General features: G+C 71.6%; 18 protein-coding genes. 11 read left to right on the plus strand and 7 right to left on the minus strand.

Annotation, left to right across the window (positions count from 1 at the left end; genetic code table 11):
- Positions 1-84 precede the first annotated feature (84 nt).
- From ACPOLB_RS11245 to ACPOLB_RS11260, 4 genes are all read left to right on the plus strand, one after another.
- Positions 85-1,071 (plus strand): Bug family tripartite tricarboxylate transporter substrate binding protein, encoded by a 987-nt coding sequence (locus ACPOLB_RS11245; RefSeq protein WP_425261452.1) that lies wholly within the window; start codon positions 85-87, stop codon positions 1,069-1,071.
- 11 nt (positions 1,072-1,082) lie between these two features.
- The gene (locus ACPOLB_RS11250; RefSeq protein WP_425261453.1) at positions 1,083-1,844 is read left to right on the plus strand and encodes an HpcH/HpaI aldolase family protein; all 762 of its coding nucleotides are present in this window, start codon (positions 1,083-1,085) and stop codon (positions 1,842-1,844) included.
- Between the two features lie 65 nt (positions 1,845-1,909).
- Positions 1,910-3,070 carry a diguanylate cyclase gene (locus tag ACPOLB_RS11255; protein ID WP_425261454.1) on the plus strand — a complete coding sequence of 387 codons (1,161 nt, stop codon included), beginning with the start codon at positions 1,910-1,912 and terminating at the stop codon, positions 3,068-3,070.
- Between the two features lie 158 nt (positions 3,071-3,228).
- Entirely contained in the window at positions 3,229-4,023 is a 795-nt protein-coding gene (locus ACPOLB_RS11260) for a Crp/Fnr family transcriptional regulator (RefSeq protein WP_425261455.1), read from the plus strand.
- Here the strand turns inward: ACPOLB_RS11260 and xdhC are convergent.
- The 3 genes from xdhC to xdhA are packed head-to-tail and all read right to left on the minus strand — an operon-like array spanning position 3,966 to position 8,628.
- Positions 3,966-4,829 (minus strand): xanthine dehydrogenase accessory protein XdhC, encoded by an 864-nt coding sequence (gene xdhC / locus ACPOLB_RS11265; RefSeq protein ID WP_425261456.1) that lies wholly within the window; start codon positions 4,827-4,829, stop codon positions 3,966-3,968. The genes ACPOLB_RS11260 and xdhC overlap by 58 nt on opposite strands.
- On the minus strand, positions 4,826-7,141 hold the full coding sequence (xdhB, locus tag ACPOLB_RS11270; RefSeq protein WP_425261457.1) for a xanthine dehydrogenase molybdopterin binding subunit: 2,316 nt from the start codon (positions 7,139-7,141) through the stop codon (positions 4,826-4,828). Before xdhB ends, xdhC begins: the two co-directional genes overlap by 4 nt.
- A complete protein-coding gene (gene xdhA, locus ACPOLB_RS11275; protein ID WP_425261458.1) occupies positions 7,138-8,628 on the minus strand; it encodes a xanthine dehydrogenase small subunit in 1,491 nt (496 codons plus the stop codon). The genes xdhB and xdhA overlap by 4 nt, the downstream gene beginning before the upstream one ends.
- A 107-nt stretch (positions 8,629-8,735) precedes the next feature.
- On the opposite strand from xdhA, the gene ACPOLB_RS11280 reads away from it, so the two are divergent.
- Genes ACPOLB_RS11280 through ACPOLB_RS11310 form a run of 7 tightly spaced genes read left to right on the plus strand, consistent with a single transcriptional unit; the run spans position 8,736 to position 16,004 of the window.
- Positions 8,736-9,710, plus strand: coding sequence for a LysR family transcriptional regulator (locus ACPOLB_RS11280; RefSeq protein WP_425261459.1), 975 nt, complete (start codon positions 8,736-8,738; stop codon positions 9,708-9,710).
- Between the two features lie 10 nt (positions 9,711-9,720).
- A complete protein-coding gene (gene guaD, locus ACPOLB_RS11285) occupies positions 9,721-11,043 on the plus strand; it encodes a guanine deaminase (protein WP_425261460.1) in 1,323 nt (440 codons plus the stop codon).
- Positions 11,044-11,054: 11 nt separating this feature from the next.
- Positions 11,055-12,578 (plus strand): ABC transporter ATP-binding protein, encoded by a 1,524-nt coding sequence (locus tag ACPOLB_RS11290; RefSeq protein ID WP_425261461.1) that lies wholly within the window; start codon positions 11,055-11,057, stop codon positions 12,576-12,578.
- Positions 12,565-13,650, plus strand: a complete 1,086-nt coding sequence (locus ACPOLB_RS11295) for an ABC transporter permease (protein WP_425261462.1) — start codon at positions 12,565-12,567, stop codon at positions 13,648-13,650. The genes ACPOLB_RS11290 and ACPOLB_RS11295 overlap by 14 nt, the downstream gene beginning before the upstream one ends.
- A 2-nt stretch (positions 13,651-13,652) precedes the next feature.
- Entirely contained in the window at positions 13,653-14,576 is a 924-nt protein-coding gene (locus ACPOLB_RS11300; RefSeq protein ID WP_425261463.1) for an ABC transporter permease, read from the plus strand.
- Between the two features lie 38 nt (positions 14,577-14,614).
- The gene (locus ACPOLB_RS11305; RefSeq protein ID WP_425261464.1) at positions 14,615-15,757 is read left to right on the plus strand and encodes a BMP family ABC transporter substrate-binding protein; all 1,143 of its coding nucleotides are present in this window, start codon (positions 14,615-14,617) and stop codon (positions 15,755-15,757) included.
- A 13-nt stretch (positions 15,758-15,770) separates the two neighbouring features.
- A complete protein-coding gene (locus ACPOLB_RS11310; RefSeq protein WP_425261465.1) occupies positions 15,771-16,004 on the plus strand; it encodes a hypothetical protein in 234 nt (77 codons plus the stop codon).
- A 157-nt stretch (positions 16,005-16,161) separates the two neighbouring features.
- Here the strand turns inward: ACPOLB_RS11310 and ACPOLB_RS11315 are convergent, their stop codons facing one another.
- The 4 genes from ACPOLB_RS11315 to pepF form a co-directional block, all read right to left on the minus strand.
- Positions 16,162-17,592 carry a PucC family protein gene (locus tag ACPOLB_RS11315; protein WP_425261466.1) on the minus strand — a complete coding sequence of 477 codons (1,431 nt, stop codon included), beginning with the start codon at positions 17,590-17,592 and terminating at the stop codon, positions 16,162-16,164.
- 118 nt (positions 17,593-17,710) lie between these two features.
- A complete protein-coding gene (locus tag ACPOLB_RS11320) occupies positions 17,711-17,917 on the minus strand; it encodes a light-harvesting protein (RefSeq protein ID WP_425261910.1) in 207 nt (68 codons plus the stop codon).
- A gap of 31 nt (positions 17,918-17,948) precedes the next feature.
- Entirely contained in the window at positions 17,949-18,110 is a 162-nt protein-coding gene (locus tag ACPOLB_RS11325) for a light-harvesting protein (RefSeq protein WP_425261467.1), read from the minus strand.
- A gap of 162 nt (positions 18,111-18,272) precedes the next feature.
- Entirely contained in the window at positions 18,273-20,264 is a 1,992-nt protein-coding gene (gene pepF, locus ACPOLB_RS11330; protein WP_425261468.1) for an oligoendopeptidase F, read from the minus strand.
- Between the last annotated feature and the right edge of the window lie 196 nt (positions 20,265-20,460).

Below are 20,460 nucleotides of genomic sequence, written 5' to 3' on the forward strand. Positions count from 1 at the left end.
AGGTAGCGCCACCCCCGGGTCAACCCGGACTGCTGCAGTGCGGGCTCAGTTGTACGATGACTGACCACTTCAGCGGAGACCCCCATGTCCACCCCGACCCGCCGCGCCGCCCTGCACGCATCGCTCGCCGCCGCCCTCTGCACCCTCACGCTGGCCGCCGCCCCCGCGGCCGCCGCCGACGCCTGGCCGAGCAAGCCGCTGCGCATCGTCGTGCCCTACCCGCCGGGCGGGTCGTCGGACATCATCGCGCGCGCCATCAGCGGTCCGCTGGGCCAGGCGCTGGACACCACGGTCCTCGTCGAGAACCGGCCCGGCGCCAACGGCAACACCGGCAGCGACATGGTCGCGAAGTCGAACGACGGCCACACGCTGCTGCTGTGCGACGTGGGCGCGCTGGCGATCTCGCCGTCGGTCTACACGCAGCTGGCCTTCAACCCGAGCAAGGACCTGCGCGGCGTCACGATGCTGGCCTACTCGCCGCACCTGCTGGTGGTGCACCCCTCGGTGCCGGCGAACAACCTGCAGGAGCTGGTGGCGCTGTCGAAGAAGGAGAAGCTGAACTTCGCCGTCACCGCCATCGGCAGCGCGCCGCACCTGGCGGGCGTGGCGGTCGAGAAGGCCACCAAGGCCGACTGGCAGTACATCCCGTACAAGGGCGGCGCGCAGGCCATCGGCGACACCGTCGCCGGCCAGACCCAGGTGCTGATGAACGGCATGCTCGCCACCCTGCCGCAGGTGCAGGCCGGCAAGCTGAAGGTGCTGGGCGTCAGCAAGTCGGCGCGCGTGCCGCTGCTGCCGCAGGTGCCCACCATCGCCGAGCAGGGCGTGGCCGGTTTCGAGTCGGGCACCTGGCAGGGCATGCTGGCCCCGGCCGGCCTGCCCGACGCCGCGGTGGCGCGCCTGTCGGCCGAGCTCACGCGCATCATCCGCAGCCCCGAAGTGCAGGAACGCCTGGTGTCGCAGGGCGCGGAAGTGCATACGATGGCACCGCCGCAGTTCGCCGAGTTCTTCGAGCGGGAACGCAAGAAGTGGGCGGCCGTGGTGGCCCAGGGCGGCGTGAAGCTCGACTGACAAGGACACCCATGAGAGAGAACCGACTCCGCACGCTGTGGCAGGCGGGCCAGGCCGTGGTCAACGGCTGGCTGGCCGTGCCCAGCAGCTTCAGTGCCGAGGTGATGGCGCACCAGGGCTGGGACAGCCTCACCGTCGACCTGCAGCACGGCGTGGTCGACTACCAGGCCATGGTCGGCATGCTGCAGGCCATCTCCACCACCGCCACCGTGCCCGTGGTGCGCGTGCCCTGGCTGGAGCCCGGCGCGCTGATGAAGGCGCTGGACGCGGGTGCCTACGGCGTGATCTGCCCGATGGTGAACACACGCGAAGACGCGCAGAAGCTGGTGGCCTACACCCACTACGCGCCGCGCGGCACGCGCAGCTTCGGGCCGGTGCGCGCCACGCTGTACGGCGGCGCCGACTACCCGCAGCAGGCCAACGACACCATCGTCACCTTCGCGATGATCGAGACCGCGCAGGCGCTGGACAACCTCGACGCCATCCTCTCGGTCGAAGGGCTGGACGCGATCTACATCGGCCCGTCGGACCTGTCGCTGGCACTCGGCTGCCGGCCGGTGTTCGACGACGTCGACCCGCCGGTGCAGCAGGCCATCGAACACATCCTGGCGCGCGCCAAGGCGCACGGCCTGCGCGCGGGCATCCACAACGGCGCGCCCGAGGTGGCCAAGGCACGCGTGGCGATGGGTTTCGACTTCGTCACGATGGGCTCCGACGCGCGGCTGCTGGCCGCCGGCTCGCAGCAGCTGCTGCAGGGGTTCCGCGGGCGCTGAAATCCGCAGCGCACATCAGGGCCTGACGACCTGGCTGGGCTATAAGGGCGGGCTTCCGGCCCACCATGGATCCAGCCACCTTCATCGCCGTGCTCGCCGCCCACCTGCTGTGCAGCGGCGGGCTGATGTTCATGATCGCGCGCCGCCTGCCGCCGCGTGGCGGCGTGCGCGAGTGGGCGACCGGGCTGGTGCTGTTCGGCGCCGCCTACGTCGGTCGGCTGCTGGTGGGGCTGGGCTCGGCCAGCGCCCTGGGCCCGCTGCTCGACACGATGATGGTCGGCGCGACGCTGCTGTTCATCGCCGGCCTGCGCCGCTTCACCGGCCGCGACGCGCTGACGCTGCGCGTGGCGGCCACCGCGTTGCTGGTGTTCCTGGGCACCAACCTGCTGGTCGTGCAGTGGCAGCCGGGCGCCGGCCGCGCGGTGCTGCTGAACGGCGTGCTGGGCCTGCTGTACGCCGCGCTGGCCGTGTCTGCCGCCCATGCGCCGCGGCGCGCGGAGGCGGTGCTGCACCTGCCGCTGCGGCTGATGGCCGCGATGGTGGGCGTGCTCGCGGCGCTGACGCTGGCACGCAGCGCCATCTTCGCGGTGCGCGGCGCCGACAACGTCTACAGCGGCCTGTTCTCGCAGGTCTACTACGCCTACGCCTCGCTGGCCGCGGTGCTGCTGGCGATGAGCATGCTGTGGCTGGTGTTCGAACGGCTGGCGGGGCAGCTGGCCACGCTGGCCACGCGCGACGCGCTGACCCGCGTGCTCAACCGCAGCGGCCTGGACGACGCGCTGGCGCGCCACTTCGGCCGCCGCCAGGCGCCGCCGGTGACGCTGCTGAGCCTGGACATCGACCACTTCAAGCGCATCAACGACAACCACGGCCACGCCGCCGGCGACGCCGTGCTGCGCGACGTGGCCGAGGTGCTGCGCCGCAACGTGCGCCCGGGCGACCTGGTGGCGCGCATGGGCGGCGAGGAGTTCTGCGTCTGCTGCCCCGACTGCAGCGCCGCCGATGCGGGTGCGCTGGCCGAGCGCCTGCGGCTGGCCGTGGCGACGCTGTCCACGGCCGCGGGCAACGCTGGCGCGGGGGCCACGGCGGCGATCGGCTGCACCATCAGCATCGGCATCTCGGCGCCCTGCGCCACGCTGGCCGACTGGCCGCACACCGCCGCCGCCGCCGATGCCGCGCTGTACGCCGCCAAGGCCGGCGGGCGCAACCGGGTGGTCGCGGCCTGAGGCAGGCGGAGCCCGCCCGAAGTCTTGTGCAGGAACAACGCCCTGCGCCACCGCGGAGAGGGGCTGGAAAGCCCGGTTGATCTGGCGCAAGCACCGGCCCGCGTGACTGGCCGACAGTTGGCCGACCCGCCAACACCCCTGGCCCAGGGGGATGCCACATGCAACACGACCTGATCACGACCCGCGCCGCCACGCGCGCAGCGACCGCCACGACGGCGCTGCGTCCGGCTGCCGAGCGGCAGGCGGCCCCGACGGGAGCAGCCGGCACGCCCGTGCCGCAGGACATGCGCACCTGGGCGGGGCTGTTCGGCACGGCCGCGCTGACACCGGCCGAGGTGGCCATGCTCGCGGCCCTGGCCCGCGCGCGCACGGTGCCGGCCGGCGCGTCGGTCTTCGACCGCAGCGACGCCGCCACCTGCCTGGTGCTGGCGCAGCGCGGCGACGTGGCGCTGGGCTACCGCGGCGCCGACGGCGTCTTCCGCATCGAGCGCCCGGTGCACGGCCCGGCCTGGCTCGACCAGAGCTCGGCCTGGCTGCGCGGCTTCCACGCCATGGACGCGCGCACCACCAGCGAGGCCGTCATCGTCGAGCTGCCCTGCGAGGCGCTGCAGGCCCAGCTGGCGCAGCACCCCGGCGTGGCGCGCCAGCTCGTCATCAGCCTGGCGCGCGAGGTGCAGAGCCTGTCGATGAACACGCACGAGCTGATGCACAAGGACGCGCCGGCGCGTTTCGCGGCGTGGCTGGTGCAGCGGCTCGAGGCCATGGGCGAGCAGCAGGGCCTGGTGCGGCTCGACGAACGCAAGCGCGACATCGCCTCGCAGCTGGCCATCACGCCCGAGACCTTGTCGCGCCTGATGCGCAGCCTGGCGCGCCAGGGCGTGATCTCGGTGGCCGGCTACTCGGTGCAGGTGCTCGACGGCGCGGCGCTGCGCCGCGTGGCGGCCGGCGCGTAGCCCTGCCCGGCGGCCGCGGCCGCCGGCAGCGCCAGCAGCTGCGCCACCACGGCGATCGCCAGCACCTCGGGTTCCTTGCCGGCGACGCCCGGCACGCCGATCGGGCAGGTCAGCCGCGACGACACCTCGGGCGCGATGCCGCGGGCCTCGAAGCGGTGCAGGAAGCGCGCGCGCTTGGTGGCCGAGCCGATCAGCCCCAGGTAGGCGAAGTCACCGCGGCGCAGCACGGCTTCGGTGATGCGCAGGTCGAGGTCGTGGCTGTGCGTGAGCACGAGGAAGCAGCTGCCGGGCGCGGCCTGCGCCACCTCGGCCTCGACGCTGTCCACGCACACGCGCTCGATGTGCGCGGCCGAGGGTGTGCGCGGGAATTCGCTCTCGCGCTCGTCGATCCACTGCACGCGGCAGGCGATGCCTTCCAGCAGCTGCACGATGGCGCGGCCCACGTGGCCGGCGCCGTACAGCTGCAGCGCGAAGCGCGGTGCGGGCCGGTCCCAGGTGCCGGGTGCGCTGGCGGCCAGCGCCGTGAAGCGCAGCGTCAGCGCGCCGCCGCAGCACTGGCCCAGCGTGGGGCCGAGCGCAATAGCCTGCTCGGTGGCGACCGCCTCGCCGCGCAGCAGCGCCCGCCCGTCGGCGATGGCGCGCAGCTCCAGGTGCCCGCCGCCGATGGTGCCCATCACCTGCTGCGCCGCCACCAGCATGCGCGTGCCGGTCTCGCGCGGCACCGAGCCGCGGTGCGCCGCGACCTCGACGACCACCGCCGGCCGGCCTTCGGCCTGCCACAGCAGCGCAGCGGCCTGCAGGTTCATGCTGCAGCCCCTGCTGCGCACCCGGCCTGCACCGCCTGCACCGCGCGCAGGATGGCCTCGCCGGTGGCCGGCGCCTGCAGCGGCGGGTCGACGCGGTGGCCGCCGACGGCCGAGACCGCATCGCGGATCGCGAAGAACACCGAGAACGGCAGCAGCAGCGGCGGCTCGCCCACGGCCTTGCTGCGGTGGATGCTGTCCTTCGCGTTGGGGCGGTCGAACAACTGCACGTCGAAGTGCGGCGGGCAGTCGTTGGCGGTGGGGATCTTGTAGGTGCTGGGCGCGTGCGTCAGCAGCGCGCCGGTCTGCGGGTGCCACACCAGCTCTTCCATCGTCAGCCAGCCCATGCCCTGGATGAAGGCGCCCTCGATCTGCCCGATGTCGATGGCGGGGTTCAGCGAGGTGCCCACGTCGTGCAGCACGTCGGCGCGCAGCAGCTTCCATTCGCCGGTGAGCGTGTCCACCAGCACCTCGCTGACCGCGGCGCCGTAGGCGAAGTAGTAGAAGGGCCGGCCCTGCATGGTCTGGCGGTCCCACTGCAGTCCGGGCGTGGCGTAGAAGCCGTCGCTCCACAGCTGCACGCGTGCCAGGTAGGCCTGCTGCACCAGCGCCGGCCAGGGCAGGCCGGCGTGCTGCGGGTGCTCGGCCTGGAAGCGTTCGAGCCGTGCGCGGATCTGCCGCGCCGCGTCCTGCGCCGCCTTGCCGTTGAGGTCGCTGCCGGTGCTGGCCGCGGTGGCGCTGGTGTTGGCGATCTTGTGCGTGTCGGTGGCGCTCACGCGCACGGCGGCCAGGGGCAGGCCCAGTTCCTGCGCCACCACCTGCGCCACCTTGGTGTTCAGGCCCTGGCCCATCTCGGTGCCACCGTGGTTCACGAGCACGCTGCCGTCGGTGTACACGTGCACCAGCGCGCCGGCCTGGTTCAGGTGCACGACGTTGAAGCTGATGCCGAACTTCAGCGGCGTCAGCGCCAGACCCTTCTTCAGCACCGGGCTGCCGGCGTTGAACGCGGCCACCGCGGCGCGGCGCGCGGCGTAGTCGCTGCTGCGCTCGAGCCTGTCGACCAGCGGCGCGAGGATGTTGTCGTCGACCGTCTGGCCGTAGGGCGTGACGTTGTTCGTGTGCTCGCCGTAGAAGTTGGCGCGGCGCACCGCCAGCGGGTCCAGGCCGAGGCGGCGCGCCACGCTGTCCATCACGGCCTCGATCGCGATCGCGCCCTGCGGGCCGCCGAAGCCGCGGAAGGCGGTGTTGCTCTGCGTGTTCGTCTTGCCGCTGTAGCCGTGCATCGCCACGTGCGGCAGCCAGTAGGCGTTGTCGAAGTGGCACAGCGCGCGTGTCATCACCGGGCCCGACAGGTCGGCCGAATGGCCGGCCCGGCTGACCATGGTGACCTCGGCGCCGAGGATGCGGCCGGCGTCGTCGTGGCCGACCTCGATGGCGTAGTGGAAGCAGTGGCGGCGGCCGGTGATCAGGAAGTCGTCGTCGCGGTCCACGCGCAGCTTCACGGGCCGCTGCAGGCGCGCCGCGGCCACCGCGGCCACGCACGCGAACTGCGCCGACTGCGATTCCTTGCCGCCGAAGCCGCCGCCCATGCGCCGGCACTCCACCTGCACCGCGTGCGCCGGCCGCCGCAGCGCGTGCGCCACCACGTGCTGCATCTCGCTGGGGTGCTGGGTGGAGCAGAAGACCTGCATGCCGCCGGCCTCGCGCGGCACCGCGTAGGAGATCTGGCCTTCCAGGTAGAACTGCTCCTGGCCGCCGACGTCGAAGCTGGTCGTGAAGCGGTGCGGCGCGGCGTCGATGGCCGCGCGTGCGTCGCCGCGCGCCAGGTGCATCGGCGGCACCACGTACTGCTGCGCCGCGTGCGCCTGCTGCGGCGTCAGCACCGGCGGCAGCGCGTCGGCGGCGATCACCTGCCGCGCCAGCGCCGCGGCGCGGCGCGCGGCCTCCCGCGTGGTCGCCACCACGGCATAGACCGGCTGGCCCAGGTAGCGCAGCACGGCGCCGGGCTCGCCGGCGAGGATGGGGTCGTCCGGCACCAGCGCGCCGCACTCGTTGGGGCCGGGGATGTCCTGCGCGGTGAAAACGTCCACCACGCCGGGCACGGCGCGCACGCGCGCGAGGTCGATGCCGCGCAGCACGCCGTGCGCCAGCGGCGACAGGCCCAGCGCCGCGTGCAGCGTGCCGGCGAGTTCGGGCAGGTCGTCGGTGTAGGGCGCGGCGCCGGCCACGTGCAGCGCCGCGGACTCGTGCGGCACCGCGGCGCCGGCCACGCGGTGCGGGCTGCCCTGCAGCGGCAGGTCGGCTGGGTTGTTCATGCCGGCACCCCGCGGGCGAAGACGCTGACGGCCGACTCGGGCAACGGCGCGTCGGCTCGCGTCTCCAGCCACAGCCGCTGCAGCAGGTTCTGCGCCACCTGCAGCCGGTACGCGGCGCTGGCGCGCATGTCGGTCAGCGGCTTGAAGTCGTGTGCCAGCGCGGCCATCGCGGCCTGCACGGTGGCGGCCGACCACGGCTGGCCGACGACGGCCGCCTCGGCGTGCGCCGCGCGGCGCACGGTGGCCGCCATGCCGCCGTAGGCGAAGCGCGCGGCGCGCACCGTGTCGCCGTCGCGCTGCAGCGCGAGGCCGGCGCACACGGCCGAGATGTCGCAGTCGAAGCGCTTGCTGATCTTGTAGGCCCGCACCACGGCGCCGGTGGCCAGCGGGTCGGGCAGCGGCACGCGCAACGCGCGCACGAACTCGCCGGGCTGCAGCCGGTTCTGCATGTAGTCGACGTAGAAGTCGGCCAGCGGCAGGCTGCGCACCACGTCGCCGCGCTGCAGCACGATGGCCGCGTCGAGCGCCATCAGCACCGGGGCGGCGTCGCCGATGGGCGAGCCGTTGGCGACGTTGCCGCCCATCGTGCCGGCCTGGCGGATGGGCAGCGACGCGAAGCGCAGCCACACGTCGCGCAGCGCCGGCCAGTGCGCGGCCAGCGCCTGCCAGGCGGCTTCCAGCGTGGCGCCGGCGCCGATGTGCAGAGCGCCGTCGGCGGTGTCGATGGCGCGCAGCGCGTCCACGGCGCCGATGGAGATCAGCGCGCCCAGGTCGCGGAACTGCTTCGTGACCCACAGGCCCATGTCGGTGCTGCCCGCCAGCACGCGCGCGTCCGGCAGCGCCGCGCGCAGCGCCGCGAAGTCGGCCAGCGTGCGCGGGGCGTGGAAGCCGCCGGGCGTGTGCAGCGGCGGGTCGGCCTGCAACTGCTGCAGCGCCGCCACCACCGGGGCCGTGGCCAGCCGCTGCGGCGCGGCCTGGAACATCTGCTGGCCGGCGTCGAGGATGGGCCGGTAGCCGGTGCAGCGGCACAGGTTGCCCGAGAGATCGTCGGCCAGTTGCTGCCGCGTGGGCACCGTGCCCGCGCCCTGGTGGCGTTCGTAGCAGGCCCACAGCGACATCACGAAGCCCGGCGTGCAGAAGCCGCACTGCGAGCCGTGGCAGTCGACCAGGCTCTGCTGCACCGGGTGCAGCGGTGCAGCCCCGGGCGCGCCCGGCGCCAGGTCTTCCACCGTGAACAGCGCCTTGCCGTCCAGCGTGGGCAGGAACTGGATGCAGGCGTTCACCGGCTTCAGCGCCAGCTGCCCGCCCTGGAGTTCACCGATGACCACGGTGCAGGCGCCGCAGTCGCCTTCGGCACAGCCTTCCTTGGTGCCGGTGCAGCGCTGGTCTTCGCGCAGCCACTCCAGCACGGTGCGCGTGCTGGGCGGGTCGGGCAGTTCGACCACCGCGCCGCGGTGGAAGAATCGCAAGGGTCGTGTCTGGTTCATGCGGCGTGGATCCTGGCGCGGTGCGTGCTTCGGGTTGACCCGTAAGGTACTGCGGTCCGTTCCCGTGTGTATACGCTGGCTAGAATACTGGTTATGCGAGGAGTCATATGGTGAGGCGGGCCGATTTCGACACCATCGACCTCCATCTCATCCGGGTCCTGCACACCGTGATCACCGAACGCAGCGTTTCGCGCGCCGCCATGCGGCTGGCCAGCACGCAGCCCGCCGTCAGCGCGCAGCTCAAGCGCCTGCGGGCGCTGACGGGTGACCCGCTGCTGGTGCGGGCCGGCCAGCAGATGCGGCCCACCGAGACCGCCTTGCAATTGCTGGACCCGGCCGCGCGCGTGCTGCACGAGGCCGAACGCCTGTTCAGCCCGCACGCACGTTCGGCGCGCAGCACCGGCTTCGACGCCGCGGCCAGCACGCTGACGTTCCGCGTCGCGGCCAGCGACTACCTCGACCCGCTGTTCCTGCCCGCGCTGGTGGGGCAGGTGAAACACGCCGCCCCGGGCGTGCGCCTGGAGCTGATGCCGCTGAACCAGGACTACGACTACCGCCGCCACCTCGCCGCCGGCGATGTCGACCTCGTCATCGGCAACTGGCTGCAGCCGCCGGGCGAACTGCACCTGGGCCGGCTGCTCAGCGACGAGGTCGTGTGCCTCGTGTCCGAGCAGCACCCGGCGGCGGGCCGCGGCTGGAACGCCGACAAGTACCTGGCCTGCGAACACGTGGCGCCGATGCCGATGCACCCGGGCGCGCTGGGCGTCATCGACGAACACCTCGCGGCCCAGGGCGCGCAGCGCAACATCGTGGTGCGCGCCTCGCACTTCAGCCTGATCCCGCTGATGGTGGCCGGCAGCCTGCTGGTGCTGACCACCGGCCGGCTGTTCTGCAGCCGCTACGTGGACACGCTGCCGGTGAAGGTGGTGCGCTGCCCGCTGGCCTTTCCGCCGCTGACCTACTACCAGCTGTGGCACGACCTGACGCACGCCCAGCCGGCGATGCGCTGGTTCCGCGAGCAGGTGCGCGACGTGGCGCGGCAGCTTGGCACGCGCACGCTGCCGGGACGGGCCACGGCATGAGGATCGTCCGATGAAGGCAACCGCACTGCGGGGCGACCTGCTCGACTTCACGGCTGCGCCCGTCTGGGGCAGCACCGCGCTGCACGGCGTGCGCTGGCGGCCCGACCACTGGCTGCTGGTGGGCGCCGACGGCCGCATCGCCGGTGCGCTGCCCGGCGACCAGCCGCCGGGCGAGGACTGGCAGCGCGTGGACCACAGCGGCCACCTGCTGCTGCCGGGCTTCATCGACACGCACGTGCACTGCCCGCAGCTCGACGTGATCGCCAGCTATGGCGCCAACCTGCTGGACTGGCTGGAGACCTACACCTTCCCGGCCGAGCGCCGCTACGCCGACCCGGCGGTCGCCGCCGCCGGCGCGGCGTTGTTCCTCGACGCGCTGCTGGCGCACGGCACCACCGCGGCCGTGGTGTTCCCCACCGTGCACAAGGTGTCGGCCGAGGCGCTGTTCGACGCCGCGCGGCAGCGCGGCATGCGCATCGTCACCGGCAAGGTGCTGATGGACCGCCACGCGCCCGACGGCCTGCGCGACGACGTGGCCGGCGCCGAAGCCGACTGCGAGGACCTCATCGCCCGCTGGCACGGCCGCGGCCGCAGCAGCTTCGCCGTCACCGTGCGCTTTGCCGCCACCAGCACCGAGGCGCAGCTGGCGATGGCCGGCCGGCTGCTGCAGCGCCACCCGGGCTTGTTCATGCAGACGCACGTGGCCGAGAACACGGCCGAGGTGCAGTGGATCGCCGCGCTGTTCCCGCAGGCGCGCAGCTACCTCGACGTCTACCACCGCCACGGCCTGCTGAACGAACGCGCGGTGCTGGCGCACGGCATCTGGCTCGACGCCGCCGACCGCCGGCTGCTGGCCGACACCGGCGCGCAGATCGCCTTCTGCCCCAGCAGCAACCTGTTCCTGGGCAGCGGGCTGTTCGACTGGCAGGCGGCGGTGGACGCCGGCCACCGCGTCTCGCTGGCCAGCGACGTCGGCGGCGGCACCAGCCTGAGCATGACGCGCACGCTGGCCGAGGCCTACAAGGTGCAGATGCTGCGCGGCACGCGGCTGAGCGCCTGGACCGCCCTGCACACCGCCACGCGCGGCGCCGCCGAGGCGCTGGGGCTGGCGCACGAGATCGGCCACTTCGAGCCCGGCGCGCTGGCCGACGTGGTGGCCTGGCGCTGGGCCCGCGGGCCGGTGGCCGCGCACCGCGACGCGGTGGCCTGCGGCGCCGTGCCCGGCCTGCCGCCGCAGGACTTGCACGCGCGTGTCTTCGCCTGGCTGACGCAGGCCGACGACCGCAACGTGGCCGCCAGCTACACCGCCGGCGTGCTGCGCCACGCCGGCTGAGGAGCCCCCCGATGTTGCGACTCGAACTGCAAGGCATCAGCAAGCAGTACCCCGCCGTGCGTGCCAACGACGGCGTGCACCTGCGCGTGCAGCCCGGCGAGATCCACGCCGTGCTGGGCGAGAACGGTGCCGGCAAGAGCACGATGATGAAGATCATCTACGGCGCCGTGCAGCCCGACGCAGGGCAGATCCTCTGGAACGGCCGGCCCGTCACGGTGAAGAGCCCGGCCGAGGCGCGCCGGCTCGGCATCAGCATGGTCTACCAGCACTTCAGCCTGTTCGACACGCTGACCGCGGCCGAGAACGTGTGGCTGGGCCTCGACAAGACGCTGAGCCTGGCGCAGGTGCGCGAGCGCATCACCGAGGTCGCGCACAGCTACGGGCTCGACGTGGACCCGCAGCGCCCGGTGCATTCGCTCAGCGTCGGCGAGCGCCAGCGCGTGGAGATCGTGCGTGCGCTGCTGACCGACCCGCAGCTGCTGATCCTGGACGAACCCACCTCGGTGCTGACGCCGCAGGCGGTGGACAAGCTCTTCGTCACGCTGCGCATGCTCAGCGCGCGCGGCACCAGCATCCTCTACATCAGCCACAAGCTCGACGAGATCCGCGCGCTGTGCCACCACTGCACGGTGCTGCGCGGCGGCCGCGTCACCGGCGAGGTCGACCCCACGCAGGAAAGCAACGCCAGCCTGTCGCGCCTGATGATCGGCGCCGAGCCGCCGCAGCTGCAGCACCAGGCCGCGCGCGCCGGCGACGTGGTGCTGGCGGTGCAGGGGCTGTCGCTGCCGCAGCGCGACCCCTTCGGCACCACGCTGCAGGACATCGGCTTCGAGGTGCGCGCCGGCGAGATCGTGGGCGTGGCCGGGGTCTCGGGCAACGGCCAGCAGGAGCTGATGGCGGCCCTCTCGGGCGAGGACACGCGCGCGCCGGCCGGCAGCATCCGCCTGTTCGGCCAGGACATCGCGGCGCACTCGCCACGCCGCCGCCGCCACGAGGGCCTGCACTTCGTGCCCGAGGAACGCCTGGGCCGCGGCGCGGTGCCCGGCTTCAGCCTGGCGCAGAACACGCTGCTGACGCGCACGCAAACCGTGTCCCGCAGCGGCTGGATCGCCAACGCGCGCGTGCAGGCGCTGGCCGAACACATCATCGCGCGCTTCAACGTCAAGGCCGGCGGGCCGGGCGCGGCGGCCAAGAGCCTGTCGGGCGGCAACCTGCAGAAGTTCATCGTCGGCCGCGAGATCGACGCCGACCCGAAGCTGCTGATCGTCAGCCAGCCCACCTGGGGCGTGGACGTGGGCGCGGCGGCGCTGATCCGCGGCGAGCTGCTGCAACTGCGCGACGCCGGCTGCGCGCTGCTGGTGGTGAGCGAAGAGCTCGACGAACTGTTCGAGATCAGCGACCGGCTGGTCGTCATCGCGCAGGGGCGCATGTCGCCGCCGGTGCCGGTGGCCGCGGCCACGGTCGAGCAGATCGGCGCCTGGATGAGCGGCCTGTGGAACCAACAGCCAGCGGAGGCGGCCCATGCTGCGGCTTGAAGCCCGGCCGCAGCCATCGCGCTGGATGAGCATCGCCAGCCCGCTGCTGGCGCTGGCGATCACGGTGCTGATCGGCGTGGCGCTGTTCGTGGCGCTGGGCAAGGACCCGGTGCGCGGGCTGCAGGTGTTCTTCGTCGAGCCGGTGCGGAGCCTGTACGCGCTGTCGGAGCTGAGCGTGAAGGCCACGCCGCTGATCCTGATCGCGCTGGGGCTGGCCGTGTGCTTCCGCAGCAACGTGTGGAACATCGGCGCCGAAGGGCAGTTCGTGGTGGGCGCGCTGGCCGCGGGCTGGGTGGCGATGCAGGCCGGCCCCGAGACGGCCTGGATGGGGCGCGGCATCGTCGTGGCCATCCTGCTGGCGGGCGTGCTGGGCGGCATGCTGTGGGCCGGCATCGTGGCGCTGCTGCGCGACCGCTTCAACGCCAGCGAGATCCTGGTGAGCCTGATGCTGGTGTACGTGGCCGAGATGGTGCTGAGCTACCTGGTCTACGGCCCCTGGAAAGACCCGAAGGGCTACAACTTCCCGCAGACCATCAGCTTCGACGCGGTGACGAAGGTGCCGCGGCTGGTGGACGGGCTGCGCGCCAACATCGGCGTGCTGATCGGGCTGGTGGCGGTGGCGGGCTTCTGGGCCTTCCTGTTCCGCACCTACCAGGGTTTCCAGCTGCAGGTGGGCGGGCTGGCGCCGGCCGCGGCGCGGTATGCGGGCTTCTCGTCGCGCAGCGCGCTGTGGACGGCGCTGCTGCTGTCGGGCGGCATGGCCGGGCTGGCCGGTGGTCTGGAAGCCGCCGGGCCGCTGGGGCAGCTCACGCCCTACGTGCCGGCCGGCTACGGCTTCGCGGCCATCATCGTCGCCTTCGTCGGGCGGCTGCACCCGGTGGGCATCGTGTTCTCGGGCCTGCTGATGAGCATGTTCTACATCGGCGGCGAGCTCGCGCAGTCGCGGCTGGGCCTGCCCAAGAGCCTGACGGGCGTGTTCCAGGGCCTGCTGCTGTTCACGCTGCTGGCTTGCGACACGCTGATCCACTACAGGGTGCGCCTGCAGCGCGCGGCACCGGCCCGGAGCGCCTGACCATGGACCACACGTTCGCCCTGCTGATCGCCGCGACGCTGAATGCCGGCACCGTGCTGGCCATCGCCGGCCTCGGGCTGCTGATCAACGAACGTGCGGGCATCGTCAACCTCGGCGCGGAAGGCATGATGCTGGTCGCCGCCATCGCCGGCTTCGCCACCGCGGTGCACACCGGCAACGACTGGCTGGCGTTTGCCGCCGGCGCCGGCGCCGGCGCGCTGATGGCCGCGGCCTTCGGCGTGCTGGTGATCTGGCTCAACACCAACCAGTACGCCTCGGGGCTGGCGCTCAGCATGTTCGGCGCCGGCTTCTCGGCCTTCGTGGGCATCGGCTACGTGCAGGCGAAGATCGGCGAACGCACGCAGCACGCGGTGCCGCTGCTGGCCGACATTCCGTTCGTCGGCCCGGCGCTGTTCCGCCAGCACCCGATGGTCTACATCGCCATCGTGCTGACGCTGGTGCTGGCCTGGTTCCTGTACCGCTCGCGAGCGGGGCTGGTGCTGCGCGCGGTGGGCGAGTCGCCCGAATCGGCGCACGCGCTGGGCTACCCGGTGCGGCGCATCCGCATGGCCGCGGTGGTGGTGGGCGGCGCGCTGTGCGGCGTGGCGGGCGCCTACCTGAGCGTCATCTACACGCCGCTGTGGGTGCAGGGCATGGTGGCCGGCAAGGGCTGGATCGCGCTGGCGCTCACCACCTTCGCCACCTGGCGGCCGGCGCGCGTGCTGCTGGGCGCGTACCTGTTCGGCGGCGTGACGATGCTGCAGTTCCACCTGCAGAGCCAGGGCGTCGACGTGCCGAGCCAGTTCCTGACGATGCTGCCGTACCTGGCGACCATCGTCGTGCTGGTGCTGATCTCCAGCAACGCCACGTGGATCCGCGTCAACATGCCCGCCTCGCTGGGCAAGCCCTTCTTCCCCGGTTCCTGAATCCATAATCCTTCGTTTCACTCCAGGAGAGAGCCCCCATGACCGTCTCGAAGCGTTCCCTGCTGATGCTGGCCGCGGCCAGCGCCGTGCTCGCCGGCTGCGGCAAGAAGGAAGAAGCGCCGCAGGCCGCCGCGCCCGCATCGGCCGCCGCGTCGGCGCCGGCCAAGCCCGAGCCGCTGAAGATCGCCTTCGCCTACGTCGGCCCGGTGGGCGACGGCGGCTGGACCTTCGCGCACGACAACGCGCGCAAGGCGGTCGAGAAGGAGTTCGGCGACAAGGTCGTCACCAGCTTCGTCGAGAACGTGCCCGAGGCCGCGGACGCCGAGCGGGTGTTCCGCGACATGGTGGGCCAGGGCAACAAGCTGATCTTCGGCACCACCTTCGGCTACATGGAGCCGATGCTCAAGGTGGCGGCCGACGCCAAGGACGTGCGCTTCGAGCACGCCACCGGCTACAAGCAGGCCGAGAACATGCGCACCTACGACAGCCGCACGTACGAAGGTGCGTACATGGCCGGCGTGATCGCGGGCAAGATGACCAAGAGCAACACGCTGGGCGTGGTCGGCTCGATCCCCATCCCCGAGGTCATCCGCAACATCAACAGCTTCACGCTGGGCGCGCAGAGCGTGAACCCGAAGGTGAAGACCAAGGTGGTCTGGGTCAACGAGTGGTTCGCACCGCCGAAGGAGACCGAGGCCGCGCAGAGCCTGATCAACGCCGGCGCCGACGTGCTGTTCCAGAACACCGACTCGTCGGCCGTGCTCAAGACCGCCGCCAGCAACAAGAAGCTCGCCTTCGGCTGGGACAGCGACATGAGCGCCTACGCGCCCGACGCCCACCTGGCCAGCGCCATCATCAACTGGGCGCCGTACTACATCCAGGCCACGCGCGCCGCGCTCGACGGCAGCTGGAAGGGTGGCAGCGCCACCTGGTGGGGCGTGAAGGAAGGCGCCATCGACCTCGTCAGCATCAGCGACAAGGTGCCGGCCGAGACGAAGGAGCAGGTCGAGAAGATCAAGGCCGGCCTGAAGGACGGCAGCTTCGTGATCTGGAAGGGCCCCATCCTCGGCCAGGACGGCAAGGAAGTGGTGAAGAAGGACGAGGTCGCCGACGACAAGTTCATGGGCGGCATCAACTTCTACGTCAAGGGCGTGGAAGGCAAGGTGCCCACCGGCAAGTGAGCCCGTCGCCGCGATGACGACGCAGCGGCCCGACAGCAACAGGCCCGCACGGTGGCGGGCCTGGTCGGGTCATGCGCTGGCGGCGGTGGCGGCGCTGGTCGGCGCGAAGTTCAGCTACGACTTCGGCCTCGAGATCAGCGGCCGCCTGCTGGCCTGGCTGCTGGCGCTCAACAGCGCCGTGTTCTGCGCCCTGGTGGTCGGCGCGCTGGCCGACCGGCTGCTGGGCGCCAGGGGCGACGGCGGCTGAGCGCCGCCGTCCGTTTCACTTCTTCTGCTGCTCGTCGAGCCGCTTGTTGTGCTCGGAGAACTGGCGCACGAGCCAGCCTGCGAAGACGATGAACCAGACCAGCAGGATGATGTGATGGACCTTCACGTGGCGCTCTCCAGTGCTTGCGTTGTTGTGTTCAGAATGCGCCGGCGGTGGAGCCGGCCCGGGCCGGCCGGTGCGGAGCACCGACCAGGCTGCCCATGACGACGATGGTGGCGAGCAGCAGCACGACCTCCAGCGCGTAGACAAAAGCATATCCGGTCGCCGCATGGGCTGCCGCGTGGCCGAAAAGACCCTGCATGGCCAGCGCGCCGACGATGTCGCGCAGCACGCCGCCCAGCGCCACGGCCACACCCGCCGCCGTGGCCTGCACCGCGCCCCAGGCACCGAGTGCCAGGCCGATCTGTTCCTTCGGCGCGCGGTTCATCGTCACCGTCAGCGTGCCGTGGCCGAACAGGCCGGCGCCGAAGCCGATGCACGCCACGCCCGCCACGAACAAGGGCACCGACAACGTGGCTGCGGCGACGATCACGGCCAGGAACGCGGGCACGCCCACGGCCGCGCCGATCATCGCCATGCGCGCCGCGTCGAAGCCGCGGCCGAGGATGCTGGACGCCAGGCCGAAGCCGAGCAGGCCGCCCGCGGCCAGCGTGGCGGTGAGCCAGGTGGTGCCGCCGACCGACAGGCCCAGCACCTGCCCGCCGTAGGGTTCGAGCAGCACGTCCTGCATGCCGAAGGCCATCGTGCCCAGCGCGATGGCCACCAGCCGGCGGCGCGCGCCGTCGCCGGCGATGTAGGCGGCCCAGGCCTGGCCGAATGCCGGCGGCGGCCCCACCGGGCGCTGCAGGCGGGCGGGCCGGCGCGTTTCCTGTTTCCACAGTGCCACGGTGTTCAGCACCATCGTCGCCACGGCGGCGCCCTGGATCACCTGGACCAGGCGGCCGGGCGTGAAGTCGTGCAGGAACCAGCCGAAGGCCGCGGCGCTGACGATGGTGCCCAGCAGCAGCATCACGTACATCAGGCCGACCACGCGCGGCTGCGACTCCACAGGCGCCAGGTCGGTGACCAGCGCCAGGCCGGCGGTCTGCGTGGTGTGCAGGCCGGCGCCCACCAGCAGGAAGGCCAGGCCGGCGCCCATCGGGCCGACCCACGACGGCCAGGCCGCGGCGTTGCCGCCGCCGGACAGCACCAGCAGCGCGAACGGCATGATCGCCAGCCCGCCGAACTGCACCATCGTGCCCATCCAGATGAAGGGCACGCGGCGCCAGCCGAGCTCGGAGCGGTGGGTGTCGGACCGAAAGCCGATCAGCGCGCGCAGCGGCGCGTACAGCACCGGCAGCGCCACCATCACGGCCACGAGCGACGCGGGCACGCCCAGCTCGACGATCATGACGCGGTTGAGCGTGCCGACCAGCAGCACCAGCGCCATGCCCACCGAGACCTGGAACAGCGACAGGCGCAGCAGGCGCGCCAGCGGCAGGTCGGGCGTCGCGGCGTCGGCGAACGGCAGGAAGCGGGGTCCGAGACGGGCCCAGCCTTGGATGAGGTTGTGTGTGACGGGATTCATGACACACCTGCGCCTGGGAAGGCGGCAACAGACGGGGACATGCGGGAACGCGACACACGCCACGGGCCGTCATGCCCGCATGACGGGCCCGTGCGTGATCGCGGCAGGCAAAAAGCCGCTACTTCTGCGCTGGCGCTGGTGCGGCGGCGACCAGGGTCGCTGCCGGGGCCGCGGCGGCCTTCACCGCCATGCCCTTGCCGCCTTCGTAGTACTTCGGCAGCCAGGTCGTGTGCGTCAGCAGTGCGTAGTGCACGGCGAACGAACTCACGGCGACGGCGCCGATGATCAGGGGCAGGCCGACGGACGGCTTGACCACACACCACATTCTTCCGTAGATCATTTCCTGTCCTCCCGGCTCAGTGCAGCCACGGCGAGTAGATGTAGGCGAACAAGTGCGCCAACACCGCGATGAAGCCGAAGATCTGCGTTCCCTGGATCAGGTTGCGGTGGATCTCCTGGGACTCGGCCTCGGTGAAGCCTGTCGGCCACACCCTGTTCGGATCTGAATTGCTTGTCATGGACCCTCCTCGAAGGAAGTTCGGTTGCGTGCAAACCCTGCACGCGGGTACTACCACTGCAGGCACCGGACGACACCCACCGCTGTAATGTCAGACTTACACTTGATGATGTCAATATGTAGTGACAGTCGTGCCTGATCCGCGACAAGTCCAGGTCGATCCTCAGCGGCTGCCGATGCGCGCCGCCTCCGCCTCCATCTGCGTCACCAGCGCGTCCAGCTGGTCGACGACGGCCTGCACGGTGCTGCGCTGGCTCAGGTCGACGCCGGCCTTCTTCAGCTGCTGCATCGGGTGGTCGTTGCCGCCGCTCTTCAGCAGCGTCAGGTAGCGCTCGGTCGCGGCCTTCCTCGACGCTTCGGAGCCGGTGGTCATCGCGCTGTACAGCTGCGCCGACGACGCGAAGCACGTGGCGTACTGATAGACGTAGTAGGGCGCGTTGAAGAAGTGGCCGATGCGCGCCCAGGTGAACTTGTAGAAGTCGTCGTGCGCCAGCGCGTCGCCGTAGTAGGTCTTCAGCAGGCCGGCGTACAGGCCGTTCAGCACCTCGGTCGTGACGGGCTCGCCCTGCTCCACCTTGCGGTGCGCCTGCAGTTCGAAGTCGGCGAACATCACCTGCGTGTAGAAGGTGCCGACGATGGCGTCGACCGCCTGCTCCAGCAGCACGAAGCGCTCCCTGGGGTCGCTGGTGCGCGCCAGCAGCGTGTCGAGCAGGAAGCGTTCGTTGGTGGTCGAGGCCACCTCGGCGACGAAGATCGTGTAGTCCGACGTCACGAACGGCTGGTGCTCGTACGACAGCACCGTGTGCATCGCGTGCCCGGCCTCGTGCGCGAAGGTGAACGCCGACTCCAGCGTGTCGTTGTAATTCAGCAACTGGAACGGACCGACGCCGTAGACCCCGGCGCTGTACGCGCCGCTGCGCTTGCCCTCGTTCTCGTAGACGTCGATGCGTCCGCCGGCCACGAACTGCCGGAACTTCGCCGTGTAGTCGGGGCCCAGCGGCGCCACCGACTCCAGCGCCAGCTCGCGCGCCCGTGCATACGGGTAGGTCTGGCTGCTGCGGTACACCGGCAGGAAGCCGTCGTACAGGTGGTAGCTGTCCAGCCCCAGCAGCTTCTTGCGCAGACGGGCATAACGCTGCAGCGGCGCCGTGCCCGCCCGCGTGGCCTCGATCAGCGCCTCGACCACGCTGCGCGGCACGTCGTTGGCGTGCAGCGCGGCGTCGAGCGTCGTCTTGTGCCCGCGTGCCTGCGCCAGGAACCAGTTGCGCTGGAGGATGCCTTCGTAGATGGCGGCGTAGGTGTTGGCCGTCTTGCCGTAGTTGCCCACGTGGGCCGCCGCGGCCGCAGCGCGGTCGGCCTGGTTCGGGTTGCGCTCCAGCAGTGCGCCGTAGTTGGCCGGTGACAGCACCACGGTCTGGCCGTCGCTGGTGGTGATGCTGGGGAACTGGATGTCGGCCGTGCTCAGCGCGTCGTAGCTGTTGTCGCCGGCCTGCCCCAGCGGGCCCGCCAGCGCCAGCAAGCGCTCGCCCTTCTCGTCGAGCACGTGCGCCTGGCGCCGGAAGTTGTCGAGGATGGTGAAGCGGTACGGCTGCAGCGCCGGCGTGGCGGCGATCCAGCCGCGCACGCGCGCCTGCGGCAGCGCCAGCAGCTCGGGCGTGAACCAGGCGGTGGCGGCCTCGAACTGCGCAAACAGCGCGCTGATGCGCTGCAGTCGTCCGGCCACGGCCTGGTCGCGGCTGTCCACGTCGCGCTGCAGCTGCGGGTAGCGGTAGAGCTTGTAGCTGAGCTTGCCGATCTCGTCGTAGGCGCGGTAGGCCTTCAGCAGCGCCGCTGGTCCCCGGCGCAGGCTGCCCTTCAGGGCGGCGAACGCCTGCATCTGCGTGTCCATCACGCGCATGTCGGCCTCCCAGGCCGCCCAGTCCGGGTAGATGGCCGAGAAGTCCCAGCGGAATTCGGCCGGGATCTCCGCGCGCACGCGGGTCGTGGGCTGGGTGGCGGCGGCGTGGAGCGACAGGCCGGACAGGCACGCCAGCACGGCGGCGGCGCACAGCGGGCGCCAGCAGGGGATCTTCGATTGCACGGGTGCGGACCAGCGCAGCGCGCCGGTGGAGTGGAAGGAGGCGCGCAGTCTCTCGTCCGGCAGGATCGGGGTCAAATCGCGACTTATGAACGCCCCAATGAATCATTTCTGCGCTTTAAGAGCAGCTATTCGCTATTATCTGCACATCGTCGCAGCGACTTCAGTTTGAAGAGCGAACCGTCGATAACTGCGTCATCAGCGAATTCTGCGTTTCTTGTTCAAGGTGATCCGCCCGCGCTGATGAACAACCGGTCGACAACCTGCCTGCATC

It is taken from the genome of Rubrivivax soli (assembly GCF_049810355.1).
Classification (GTDB): Bacteria; Pseudomonadota; Gammaproteobacteria; order Burkholderiales; family Burkholderiaceae_C; genus Rubrivivax.